This is a genomic window from Clostridium sp. (assembly GCF_036569345.1).
GTDB lineage: Bacteria > Bacillota > Clostridia > Clostridiales > Clostridiaceae > Clostridium_AD.
In genome coordinates, this window is record NZ_DATCQT010000106.1 from 14,304 (window position 1) to 27,214 (window position 12,911).

Consider the following 12,911-nt stretch of genomic DNA (forward strand, 5'->3'; position numbering starts at 1 on the left):
AAATAGGAGCTACTAGTAAAAGGGGGAATCTTAAATGCCATATGATTTTGTGGGAGAAATTAAAAGCGTATTAAATTGTAATATATTTGATGAAGATGATTTTTTAATAACAAATTCAATTTCTGAGGATATTTATATAAAATATATTTATAGTAATAATAATTATAATTTTCATTTTAAAATACCTAGTAAAAAAGAAGAGGTCGCTGTTAATGATGGATTGTATAATACAGCGTTTCGACGGAGAAATGAATGGATTTATGTTTTTAGAGGTTCAATATCCCCAGGTAGATATAATATAATTGAAAACTTTAGCTTCCATGGTTTTGAAGATGTTAAAAAGGAAATAAAGTTATGGAAAAATTATTTACATGAAGAACTTGAAAAATTAATAACTAATTTTAAAAATACTGATACAACTCCGCATAAGAGCAATAAAGAATTTGATATATATATAAGTAGGTTTGATGATATAGAAAAACAAATAGATGAACAAATAGATGATAATGAAATGTTTTCACAAGAGGAAAAGGAATCTTTTAATGATAAATTAAATGAAATGCAAATTAAATTTGAGGAACAGTTAAAAGCTATTATATTAGATAAAAACAATTTAAAAATAGAGATAGATAAATTAAATGAAGATTTTTTAAAACTTAAAAGTTCATTAGAAATTATGTCAAAAAAGAATTGGTGTAGAAAGTTTGTTAGGAAAACAAAAGACTTTCTTAAAGATCCTAATAAGAGGGGTATTATGATTACGTTATTAAAATTCGGTGGAAAGTTTCTTGAACAGTTCAATATTAATATACCTCTTTTAGGAGAAGGTATAAAAGCAATAGAACAGATATCAGATTCTAAATAAAGAAGGCTGTGTATGTACCTATCATTTTGAGGGACTGCTAAATTTGGATTTAGAGACATTTAATAAAATATTGTGTAGTAAGAGAAGAACATGAAATTAAAATATAAGGGGTAACATATGTTTCTATTCACAGAAGAATTTCCAAGTTTACAATCGTATTGGCGTTCAATAATTCCTACCATCAACCAACGAAATCTATTATAATTTCCAAATAAAATGGTAAGATATAGCATAATTATTACTAAAACAAGTATATATTTAATAATAACATAAATATTATTGAAGTTATTTTTGTTAAAAAAAAGGTGGTTACATTATATGTAATTTATTAAAGATGGAAAATTAAGTGATACTATTCCTTCACTATTTGAATCAAAAATAGAAGATTTCAATCATATACTGAAAGGAAAAATTGAAGAATTATTAAGTTACATTGCTGAAAGTCATAATTTTTATGGAAGTGTAGTTGAAAATTTTAATTTATATTGGGAAAAGAACGGTAGTGACGAAAACCGTATCTTTTATTGTCAATTAAAGTAAAAAGATTGCAAAAAAACTTTTATTAAAAAATTGTGATGGTACGGGAGAAAAATGTGGGGGTTTTAGTAATTTCGAAAAATGTATGCTTCCAATTCCATGTCAAATTGATGATAATGGTTATAAATATTTTGAAGCAAAAGATGTACGATCTATAGATCAAATTATTAATGGTCTGAAGAAAATGGAAGAAGCTCCTGAATAGTTTAAGAAAGATTACGCAGAAGAAATCATATCTTTTTTGATATTTTAAATAACATGGTGAAATGTAATATAACAATTTTATAAAGACTGAAAAAAATGCAGGATATTTCCCTGCATTATTTACTAAATCCACTATAGTGATTAGTAATTAATAGTTTTCCAGACTTTGTGATAAAATATCTTTTTTCTGTTTTTTTACATTTACTCTTTAAAATTTGAATTAAGTTGATTTTATCAAGTTGAGTTAATGCTTTTCTTATGAATACTATATTTTTATTTTCAAGTTTGTTATGTAATTCTTTAATATTAAACCCTTTTTCAGTATTAACGTACAAAGTATCAAGAATTTTAAAAGCATATGGTTTCAATTTTTCATCAATATTATAAAATTGTTGAGTAAATAAATCCTCTTGTATTCCTTTCAAATTAAGCTCCTTATTTCTTGTTTAGATATTAATAAATATTCTTATATACTTTGTCCTAGTACAAATAAATACGTATATCTTATAAATATTATAAAAGAAGTAGATGAAATTCTACTTTATTTGTTCTTATACACTTGAAAAAGCCTATGGATTGGGATACACATATGGTAGAATACGGTTTTAGAACACTGTAGATGATAATAAAAATAGAACTTTTAAGAGGCGTAATATAGTAACTCAGTAACTCAGTTTTAAAGATACTTCATGGAAAGAAGTTTTTAGTTTTAGTTTTAGCAGAAATTTTGAATAATTAATAAAGTAGTGGATTTATAGATAAACAAAATTAACCTCAACTTAATGTTGGTTTTTTTCTTTTGTAGAATAAATGAAATATAGTTATATATATAAAACAATTCCAATAGACCATACATCAATTAATATGATATAATTTCAATTACAGATGAATGTATGGAGTAATATCTAGTTAGATAGATTGTATGTTTTCTAAAGCTAGCCATATCAAGGCTTGATGAGGCTTATATATCACTATAAAAACCAATTCATGGAGTAAAAGGTATGGAGTTTAAAAATGTATTCCTTATTAATTGTAATGAGGAGAATATCCCTCATGCAAATAGCATAGAAAATAACTTAGAGGAAGAAAGAAGACTATTCTATGTAGGAATTACAAGAGCCATTGATAATGTTTGGTTATGCATTTCTAAAAGTGTAAAAGGGAAAGTGAAAGAAACCTCACGATTTATTAAGGAATGTAATATTATAGGCGTAACTGGAATAAACTTACCTTTTAAAGAGGGGGATACGGTGCTTCATAAAAGTTTTGGAAGTGGAATAGTAATTTCCATTACAGATAAAGATTTAGAAATAAAGTTTGAGGGAGATATTATAAGGAAATTTGATACTAATGTATTGCATAATAACTCTTTGATTTCAAAGGTGGAATAAGGTAAAACGTAAGGAATAAATATTGGGAGGAAATGACCTATGCAAAATGATTATAAAAACTGTCAAAGTTGCGGAATGCCATTAAAGGGCGATAAAAAAGGTGGAGGAACTGAAGCAAATGGTAAGAAAAGTGGTATGTATTGCAGTCATTGCTACGAGAATGGAAAATTTACTTTACCCAATATAAATGTAGATGAGATGAAAGAAAGAGTAATTAATAAAATGATAGATATGAAATTTCCTAAATTTATGGCAAAATTTTTTGCAAGGAATATAGATAAATTAGAGAGATGGAAAAATTAATAACTTAAATAATTCTTATTAATGTGTTACCAGATCAACTTTAAATAATCCGTATCCAAGTAAGAAAGGATACGGATTTTTATATGCATAAGTTAATAAAGTAGTTTTATATTGAAATGATATGTGATTATTGTATAATCAATTATTTTGATGTATTATTTTTAATTTTATCTAACAAAACAATAACTTCTCCGAAACCTAAGAATGTAACCCCACTTACAAAAGAAGATACCATTATAGCTATGCCATATGTCCACCTTAAAGGATTTGGTTCTGTTAAAATAGAATATTCAGGATCTGGTGTTGTTAATGATAAACCTACTATAAGACCTATTAGTATACCTAATATTAATGTAGCTTTACCAATTGTTTTTAATGTACTACCTATCTTATTTTCACTGATAACAATTATGTTCTCATTATTATTAACTTCTACAGCATCCTCTGATTTTTCATTAACTCCTAAAATTTCATTTATGTCATTCATTTAAAGTCCCCCTATTATTTTTTTTGATTTGAATATAAAGCTATGAAGAAAATTAGAAGACATACATAACCAACTTCGTTTAAAACACTTAATAATCTACCTATATATATTGAATATTCCATAGTTCCCAATTCTGTTAATAAAAAATATAATTGCGCTAAAACAAATAATGCCGAACCAATAACTGCAAGGAAAGTTGCTCTTTTTAGTTTCATTAATTTCACCTCCTATCAATGAATAGACATTAGACAATAAGTTTCTTTGTTTGGAACTATCCTATATTATCACTTCTTATAAACCCTGTAAAACAATTTTAATTCTACGTTTACTATTAAATAACAATTCTTTAATTTCAAAAGCTTAAGGAGCTGTACCAAAATAGAATTTAAATTCTATTTTGGTACAGCTCCTTTTTTGTGAAAGCATTTGATTTTTAAAAATTGGTTTATTATAGACTACATTTGGTTTGATTGGTTTCGTCAAGTAAAGCTAATGTCTTGAAGCGTTGTTTTAATTTTTCTTTAAAATTAACATCCATATCAATTATATTTTCTTTTTTAGAAATCTTGCTTTTATTCATTATTTTATTTTTATCCATATATTCATATAGAAACATTTTTAATTTAATATCTCGGTTAGTTTTCATATTGGCCATCTCCTGAAAATTTAATTGGTGTTTTAAATTTATGTTATTCACTAATTATACACTAAGTGACACGAAACGACAAAACATTTATTTTTTTTTAGTTAATATATAAAGAAATCCGTATTTGCTTGAAAAAGTTAAATATTAATCACTTTTAGCTCTTTGCACTAATATTAGTAAAAGCTATTTGTAGTATGGACTCGTGAATTAAATAATATACCTTGTTGCAAGGTATAAGAACAACACATATAATGTAATTGTAAGAAAACATTTACATGGCATATAAAAAATATTATCAAAGTTGAGTGGTCATTAAGGAGGGGATTTAATGGTTGCCTTTAAGCAAATGTGGGAAGATGTTCGATTAATCTTGTCGAATGAAAAATATTTGGATATAGAAATTTTGGAGAGATTTAGTTGCGGATTTACAGTCAAAGAGCAGGACAATGTAATTTTTATTACAAGAGATGATTTTGTGGATTTTTGGTGTAAGTTATTATACTATAATGAATTATCAATAGAGCAAATTTTAAAAGATGATAAATCAAAACCAAAATATATTTATACTATTATAAAACAATTACCTTATATAGCGGAAAGTTCTGGGGTAATTAAGTTATTACAGTAGTTTTATTGAATGTTGCTATATAATGTTATATAATTTCAATAAGCTCACATTCTGAGAATAAGCTCATATTCATGGAATATGAGCTTAATAAATATTTTAATAATTTTGTGAAGAAGAGGTATAAAAATGGAAATCACAAATGTAAATGTGGAACAAATGATATTTGCTTTAGATATAGGAACAAGATCCATCATAGGGACAGTTGGAGTTATTCACGAGAAAAAATTTCAAGTTCTTTTTGAGAGTTATATAGAACATGAAGAAAGAGCTATGATTGATGGACAAATTCATGATATTCAATTGGTGGCTAGTGGAGTATTAAAGGTGAAAAAAGAATTGGAGGATAACCTAAATCTCTCATTGACTAAAGTAGCTATTGCGGCTGCTGGAAGGTTTTTAAGGACAACTACAATTAAATCTGAAATAGAGATAGATGATGATAAAGAAATCGATAGGGAAGTAATTAGAAGCTTAGAGCTTACTGCAGTTAAAATGGCGGAGGAGAAAGTTGCACGTACTTCGCGAGGTAAACTTTATTGCGTCGGTTATAGTGTGAAGAATTACTATTTAAATGGATATATAATAACAAATCTAAACTCCCATAAAGGAGAAAAGATTGCAGTGGAGATAATTGCCACCTTCCTTCCACGTTCAGTAGTTGATAGCCTTTATGCTGTTATGAATAAAGCTGGACTTGAGGTTGTAAGTTTAACACTAGAGCCAATAGCAGCAATGGAGGCAGCCGTGCCACAAAATTTGAGACTTTTAAATTTAGCTTTAGTGGATATTGGCGCAGGTACTTCTGATATTGCTATTAGTAGTAAGGACAGCATAAGCGCATATGGTATGGTGCCGATGGCTGGGGATGAGGTAACTGAAACAATAGCTCAAGCATATTTAGTTGATTTTAACACTGCTGAGAAAATAAAAAAGGAATGCTCGGGAAAAAATAAAATATTGTACATAGATGTTTTAGGACTTGAAAGCGAGATAGAGCCAGAGGAAATACTAAAAATAATTAATCCTGTAGTTATGAAGATTTCAGAAGAAATAGGTAATAGAATAATTGAATTAAATGGAGGCAAGGCTCCAAATGCTGTATTTCTTGTTGGAGGGGGAGCACATACACCTTTTATTAAAGAAAATATAGCTAAAATTTTAAACTTGCCAATTCAGCGAATTGCAATTAAAGGTAGGGAATCTGTAGCTGAATGTTTATGCGATGGTAAATTAGGATCAATTGGAGTTACAGTTTTAGGTATAGCATTAATATCAATAAAGAGATTAGGACATGATTTTGTAAATGTAACCATAAATGACAAGAGGGTAAGTCTTTTTAATGCACATAAACATACGGTTATGGACGTATTGGTTCAGGAAGGTATTAATCCGAAAATATTGATTGGAAAGAATGGGCCTAATATTAGGTTCAGTGTTAATGAAATAAAACGAGTGGCCTTTGGAAGTTTAGCTAAAGGGGCTGAAATTAAGATTAATAACTTACCTTGCAATATTGATTCGGATGTAGTTGAAGGTGACATTATTGAAGTTATTTTCTGCAAGGATGGAAAAAGTGCGGAGCCTAAAGTTATGGAGTATGTGAAGAACATTCAAGCAGTTAGTTTTTATATTGAGGATGTAATACATAATATGGAGCCGGCAGCATTCATTAATGGCGAAAGGGTATTAATAAATGCTACAATAAAAGAAGATGACGAGGTTATAATTAAATTTCCTACTTCTATTAATGAATATGCAAAATATTTTGGTGACAAATTTCCAGGTTCAACTTTTATAATGGGTAATGAAGATCTGCAAGAGGATTATATTATAAAAGAAGGGGATAGGATATATATAAAACATGTAAAAGTTAAAAAAGAAATAGCTAAAAAGGAAGCCCACATAGAAACAGAAAAAGAATTAGCCATAGGCAATGATAAAAAAGTGGTAGAAGTAAATATTGAAGTTAATAAAAAAAATATAACCCTTAAAAATAAAGAGAAATATGTATTTGTGGATATATTTGATTATGTACAATTTGATTTGACTATTTCAAAAGGAAACCTAATATTAATGATAAATGAAAGCAAAGCTAGTTATTATCAGCCTATAAAAGATGGAGATAAAATTGTGGTATATTGGGACAAATAGTATTAAGCTTTGTGAAACAAAATAGATAAGGTTAATATAGTAGCTAATTATTTTTAAAGATGAATTATAAATAAAGAGGTGTAATTATTGAATTTTTTAAATATGGCAAAAGTTATTGAGAGTGAATTGATAGACATAAGGCGTGATTTACATAAAAATCCAGAACTTGGGTTTGATTTATTTAGAACTTCACAAAAGGTAAAAGATTTTTTGTCAAAGGAAGGCATTGAATTTTATGAAGTAGCACAAACCGGAATCTGTGCTATTATTAGAGGAAATGGCGAAAAAACTATTGCTCTAAGAGCAGATATGGATGCACTTCCTTTGCAAGATAAAAAAATATGCGATTACTCATCTAGTATTAGTGGTAGAATGCATGCTTGTGGGCATGATGCTCATACCACTATACTTCTAGGGGCTGCAAAAATATTAAATAATATGAAAGGAAAAATTCCAGGAAATGTTAAATTGTTTTTTGAACCAGCAGAAGAAACTACTGGTGGGTCTCCTTTAATGATTAAAGAGGGAGTACTTGAAAATCCGAATGTGGATGCTGTTATTGGGCTTCATGTAGAAGAGTGGTTAGAAGCGGGAACTGTTGGTTTAAAAAGAGGAGTAGCATATGCCGCATCAAATCCATTTACTATAAAAATTATAGGAAAAGGGGGGCATGGTGCAAGTCCACATATGACTATAGATCCCATTGTAATAGCTAGCAACGTTATTGTAGCCCTTCAAACTATTGTAAGCCGTGAAATACCACCAACAGACCCTGCTGTAATCACTATTGGTTCCATTCATGGAGGCACAGCTCAAAATATTATACCAGAAGACGTTACAATAGAAGGAATTATTAGGACTATGAAGAGTGAACATAGGGAATATATAAAGACAAGATTAGTTCAAGTAGTAGAAGGTATAGTACAATCTATGAGAGGGAAATGTGAAATTAACATAGAAGAAAGTTATCCTTGCCTTTATAATAGTGATGAGCTTGCAGACATGTTTGAGGATAAGGCAAGTGAATTGATTGGTGAGAGCAATGTTTATAAATTAGATCAGCCTACAATGGGTGTGGAAAGTTTTGCTTATTTCTCTATGGAAAGACCATCTTTATTTTACTTTTTAGGAAGTGGGAACAAGGAGAAAGGTATAGTAAATCCTGCTCATGGAAGTTTATTTGACATAGACGAGAGCTGTTTATCTATAGGTGTAGCAATGCAATGTAAACTAGCTTATGAATTTTTGTTGAAATCTTAACACATATTAGTATATAATTGATGTTCGATGTAATTTTTTTAAATGCATTAAGATCTATTATTAAATAAAAGTATGGTTAATTATAAAATAAAATGTTTATTTATTATAAAATAAATTAGATTTAATTATTTAGGTCATACAACAATAGATAAAAGAGAACTAGGAGGATATGAATGAGGATAGAAATTGGAGCAAATGAAGCCGGACAACGAACAGATAAATTCATGAGAAAAGTACTTGGGGATGTGCCTTTAAGCAAAATATATAAGGCTTTTAGAAAAGGTGACATTAGGGTTAATGGTCTCAAAATTAAGGAAAAACACTCTTTAGCAATAGGTGATATTGTTGAAACAAAATATATTACCAGTGAGTTTAAAAAAGAGGAGTTTAAAAGAATTGATAATAATCTGAAAATAACTTTTGAGGATGCCAATATATTAATGGTTGAAAAATGGCCAGGAGTTTTAGTTCATTCTGATCAAAAGGATGGAGAAGCTACATTAGTAGATTATGTGCTTTCTTATTTGTTTGATAAAGGAGATTACAAACCAGAAAATGAAATAACATTTACACCAGCACCTTGTAATAGATTAGACAGAAATACTTCAGGTATAGTTATGTTTGGTAAAAACTTCAAATCTCTTAAACTTTTAAATGAGATGGTAAGAGAAAGAAATGTTGAAAAATATTATATGGCCTTAGTAAGAAATAGAATTAACGACGGAGTTTATGAGGGATATATATATAAAAATGAGGATGCAAATATATCACAGGTATTTGACACCCCAATGCCAGATACAAAAAAAATAGCAATGGAAGTTAAAAATATTCAAAGCTGTGGTTCATTTTCATTAATAGATATTAACCTTTTAACAGGAAGAAGCCATCAGCTTAGAGCACATTTAAGCCATTTGGGTAATGCTATTGTTGGTGATCCTAAATATGGAGATAAAAAAATGAATAGTTTCTTTATGAATAAATATGGTTTAGATTATCAATATTTATATGCATATAAGGCAATGTTTAAGAATTGCCCAGAGGAACTAGCTTATATGGAGAATAAAACTATTGCAGAGAGTTTACCACCAGTATTAAAAAAGATTAAAAGAGATGTATTTAAATTTTAAAGGGTGGGTTAAATGAGTGAAAAAATAGATTTTAAAAAACAATCTACTACAAAAGGATTTGCAATATTATCTGCAGCAACGTTTATGGTTAAGCTTTTATCTCTACTATATGTACCTTTTTTAAGAAAAATATTAGGAGGGTATGGGTACGGTGTATATTCCTCAGCATACACTATTTTTGTATATGTGTATATTTTGACAAATGCTGGTATTCCTGTGGCTATTTCTAAGATGGTATCAGAACTTATAGCTGTAGGAAATTACAAGGATGCCGTAAAAACTTTTAAAATAGCTAGATTTTTACTTTTAATATTAGGGATGACTATGTCGCTTTTAATGCTTATCCTCGTAGTACCTCTAGCTAATGCAACACACAGTGCTCCTGCTAAATTAGCAATTATGACATTAGCTCCAACTATTTTAATATCATCTGTATTATCAGCTTATAGAGGTTATTTTCAAGGAAGAGGGAATATGACTCCTACTGCTGTATCACAGGTATTTGAACAAATTGCAAATACTATATTTAGTTTAGTTTTTGCAGCGTGTTTTATAAAATATGGTATATCAGAAGGTGCGGCAGGTGGAACCATTGGAACATCTCTCGGGGCACTAGTCGCCGTAGTATATATGATTTACGCCTATGAAAAAAATAAGGTTTTTAGAGTTGCCAAAGGATACAATAAATTAGAAATTAAAAGATTTACTACTAAGAAAATAATAAAAAGATTATTAAGTTATGCTGTGCCAATGACAATATGTTTAGGACTACAACAGGCAGGTTTATTAATTGATTTATGGTTAGTTCAATCAAGAATGCTTGATTCTGGAATTGTTCAAAAACAAGTTACTGTTTTATGGGGGGTGCTAAGTCAAAATACAACATTAATAAATGTTCCTATAGCGATTATCTCGTCACTAGCCATAACTATTTTGCCTTCTATATCTAGTTTAATGGCAATTAAGGATAAAAAAGCTGTTCGATCTAAAATTAATTATGCTTTTAGGTTATGCTTTTTAGTAGCAGTACCTTCCGCAGTTGGACTTTCAGTTTTAGCTAAACCTTTAGTATATTTCATTCAATATGATTCTGACGTTTCAAGATTACTTACATATGGGTCGGTTGTAATAGTACTTATGGCTGTGGTTAGTATTCAAACTTCAATTCTACAAGGACTTGGAAAACTTTATTTAGTTACAGTTTATGCAGTGATTGGATTAATAGGGAAAATAATTATAAACTATATTTTTGTGGCCATCCCAAGTTTTAATATATTAGGTGCGGTTATGGCCAATGGAGTAAGTTTTGCCATACTTATGACATTGAACTATATTACTATGAACAAAGCATTAAAGGTTAAAATTAATCTATTTAAACACGCGATTAAACCAATAATAGCCTCGGGTGGCATGGCAATAGTTGCAATACTTATGTATAGTAACTTTGATTTTATATTTAGTTTTATTAAAGAAGGATATGTTGCTAATGCTTTAGCTATAATTGTTTCTATGACCTTAGCAATAGTTACTTATTTCTTCATATTAGTGCTCATAGGTGGGATAACTAAAGAGGATTTAGGGGTATTTCCACGTAAGATTACGAAACTTATACCTAAGTCTATGTTAAATAGAATTAGGTAGAAATTTAAACAAGTCTAAGGCTTATTAATAAAATGGTCGGTGCCAATGAACAACATCGATCATAATAATTAAGATTTAGACTTGTTAAAGTTTTTTGTTAGAAGTAGAGAAACTAATAATAGCGAGAAGCCAGAAGCAATTATTACTACGTTTTTAGTGATAAAAATAGAATCGGGTATAACATTATTTAAAATTCTTAATATGAAATATAAGAGTATGCTAAGACAAATATCCATTATGATTTCACTTATTGGAAACTGTATGTAACAGGATTTTTTAATTGAAAGAATATTCATAATAAAGCTTGCTATAGAGGTTATAAGAAGAGCTATGCCGTAACCTAAAATGTTTATACTTGGAATACCTAATAATACATATAACAAGATAAGTTCAAGAATAGAGGTCACTACAGAATTTATTAAAAGATCCTTTTGCCTCCCAAGTCCATTTAAGATTCCAAAGGTTGAACCAGACATATACATAAATGGTGCACTCAAAGCAGCAATACGTATATAAATGCCTAGGTCATATCTGTCAAAAAATAGTTTTCCCAAGGAGTCTCCTATACATAAACATATAATCATAGTTGAAACACCTAGTAAAAACGAAATTTTTATAACTTCTATGATTCTATGTTCTAAACTATTAAAATCATTTTTACTAATACTTTTAGAAATATCCGGAGTTAACATGGTTGCCATGGACATTACAATAATAAAAGGAAAAAACACAATGCTCATTGCCATACCTGAAAATTTACCTATTAAGGATAAGCTTTCGGTATACTCTAAACCTGCATAGACTAGTCTACCTGGTATAATTAATGTGGATAAGGCAGAAATCACTGTATTTAAAAAGCCATTTAAGCATAATGGGAATGAAACAACAAGTACATTAAATAAAAGTTGAGCTCTACCTTCAGTTTTCTTAAGAGTACCTTTAAATTTATTTTTACTTTTTTCATAGAAGGCGAATAGTAAAATAAAACTTATAAGTTCCCCAATGGATAAGGATATATATGTAGCAGTTACTGTAGCTGTTACATTTTTTAATGCAAAGAAATTTATTATTCCGAGTATTATGGCCATTCTTACAGTTTTTTCAACAATATCTATTATTGCAGGTACTTTAACATTAGAAATGCCGTAGAAATAACCCTTATATATAGAGGAAAGAGCAACAAAGATTAAAGCGGGGCAAATAACCCAAAGGGAGTATAGTGTTCTTTGATCTTTTATTATATATGTACTAATGTATGGTGAAAAAACAAAAACTAAAATTGTTATTATAATTGCAAATGCACAATCAAAAACTAGGGATGTATGTATAGTTTTGTTTAAGTTACCATAATCCTTTAATCCATAATAGGCTGAAGCTTCTTTTGAAATAGCTGTTACCATACCACCACAAATAAGGCAAATAAATAAATCGTAAATAGGCATTACTAAGCTATATAACCCCATGCCTTCTGCCCCTAATTTTTTTGAAAGTAAAATTGAAAACATAAATCTAAGTATTCCTGCTATTAAATTTGAAACTGTGAGTATTATTGAGTCTCTGTAGAAGTTATCTTTAATCAATGAAAGTGTCCCCCTTAATCTTAACGTTTATAGATAACAGTTATTAATAATTAGTATGTGAAGTTTTATGATTATATTCTTTAGGGGACAT

The 12,911-nt window shown here is 28.9% G+C and carries 13 protein-coding genes; 8 read left to right on the forward strand and 5 right to left on the reverse strand.

The window, feature by feature from the left end; all coding sequences use genetic code 11:
• Positions 1 to 34: 34 nt before the first annotated feature.
• The gene (locus tag VIM70_RS10685; protein WP_331945747.1) at positions 35 to 865 is read left to right on the forward strand and encodes a hypothetical protein; all 831 of its coding nucleotides are present in this window, start codon (positions 35 to 37) and stop codon (positions 863 to 865) included.
• 857 nt (positions 866 to 1,722) lie between these two features.
• Here the strand turns inward: VIM70_RS10685 and VIM70_RS10690 are convergent.
• Positions 1,723 to 2,031, reverse strand: coding sequence for a hypothetical protein (locus VIM70_RS10690; protein ID WP_331945748.1), 309 nt, complete (start codon positions 2,029 to 2,031; stop codon positions 1,723 to 1,725).
• A 558-nt stretch (positions 2,032 to 2,589) separates the two neighbouring features.
• On the opposite strand from VIM70_RS10690, the gene VIM70_RS10695 reads away from it, so the two are divergent.
• Positions 2,590 to 2,997, forward strand: a complete 408-nt coding sequence (locus VIM70_RS10695; RefSeq protein WP_331945779.1) for a 3'-5' exonuclease — start codon at positions 2,590 to 2,592, stop codon at positions 2,995 to 2,997.
• 39 nt (positions 2,998 to 3,036) lie between these two features.
• On the forward strand, positions 3,037 to 3,300 hold the full coding sequence (locus VIM70_RS10700; protein ID WP_331945749.1) for a zinc ribbon domain-containing protein: 264 nt from the start codon (positions 3,037 to 3,039) through the stop codon (positions 3,298 to 3,300).
• A gap of 142 nt (positions 3,301 to 3,442) precedes the next feature.
• On the opposite strand, the gene VIM70_RS10705 is transcribed toward VIM70_RS10700, so the two are convergent.
• From VIM70_RS10705 to VIM70_RS10715, 3 genes are all read right to left on the reverse strand, one after another.
• Positions 3,443 to 3,787, reverse strand: coding sequence for a hypothetical protein (locus VIM70_RS10705; RefSeq protein WP_331945750.1), 345 nt, complete (start codon positions 3,785 to 3,787; stop codon positions 3,443 to 3,445).
• Between the two features lie 14 nt (positions 3,788 to 3,801).
• Positions 3,802 to 4,002 (reverse strand): hypothetical protein, encoded by a 201-nt coding sequence (locus VIM70_RS10710; RefSeq protein ID WP_331945751.1) that lies wholly within the window; start codon positions 4,000 to 4,002, stop codon positions 3,802 to 3,804.
• A gap of 233 nt (positions 4,003 to 4,235) precedes the next feature.
• Entirely contained in the window at positions 4,236 to 4,433 is a 198-nt protein-coding gene (locus VIM70_RS10715) for a hypothetical protein (protein ID WP_331945752.1), read from the reverse strand.
• A gap of 328 nt (positions 4,434 to 4,761) precedes the next feature.
• Between VIM70_RS10715 and VIM70_RS10720 the strand changes: the two genes are divergently transcribed.
• The 5 genes from VIM70_RS10720 to VIM70_RS10740 all read left to right on the forward strand — a co-directional run bounded on the left by VIM70_RS10720 (position 4,762) and on the right by VIM70_RS10740 (position 11,240).
• On the forward strand, positions 4,762 to 5,061 hold the full coding sequence (locus VIM70_RS10720) for a hypothetical protein (protein ID WP_331945753.1): 300 nt from the start codon (positions 4,762 to 4,764) through the stop codon (positions 5,059 to 5,061).
• 126 nt (positions 5,062 to 5,187) lie between these two features.
• Positions 5,188 to 7,212, forward strand: a complete 2,025-nt coding sequence (locus VIM70_RS10725) for a cell division protein FtsA (RefSeq protein WP_331945754.1) — start codon at positions 5,188 to 5,190, stop codon at positions 7,210 to 7,212.
• 102 nt (positions 7,213 to 7,314) lie between these two features.
• Positions 7,315 to 8,472, forward strand: coding sequence for an amidohydrolase (locus VIM70_RS10730; protein WP_331945780.1), 1,158 nt, complete (start codon positions 7,315 to 7,317; stop codon positions 8,470 to 8,472).
• A gap of 173 nt (positions 8,473 to 8,645) precedes the next feature.
• Entirely contained in the window at positions 8,646 to 9,599 is a 954-nt protein-coding gene (locus VIM70_RS10735; protein ID WP_331945755.1) for an RluA family pseudouridine synthase, read from the forward strand.
• Between the two features lie 12 nt (positions 9,600 to 9,611).
• Complete coding sequence (locus VIM70_RS10740) at positions 9,612 to 11,240, forward strand: polysaccharide biosynthesis protein (protein ID WP_331945756.1); 1,629 nt, start codon at positions 9,612 to 9,614, stop codon at positions 11,238 to 11,240.
• 68 nt (positions 11,241 to 11,308) lie between these two features.
• Here the strand turns inward: VIM70_RS10740 and spoVB are convergent, their stop codons facing one another.
• The gene (spoVB, locus tag VIM70_RS10745) at positions 11,309 to 12,820 is read right to left on the reverse strand and encodes a stage V sporulation protein B (RefSeq protein ID WP_331945757.1); all 1,512 of its coding nucleotides are present in this window, start codon (positions 12,818 to 12,820) and stop codon (positions 11,309 to 11,311) included.
• Between the last annotated feature and the right edge of the window lie 91 nt (positions 12,821 to 12,911).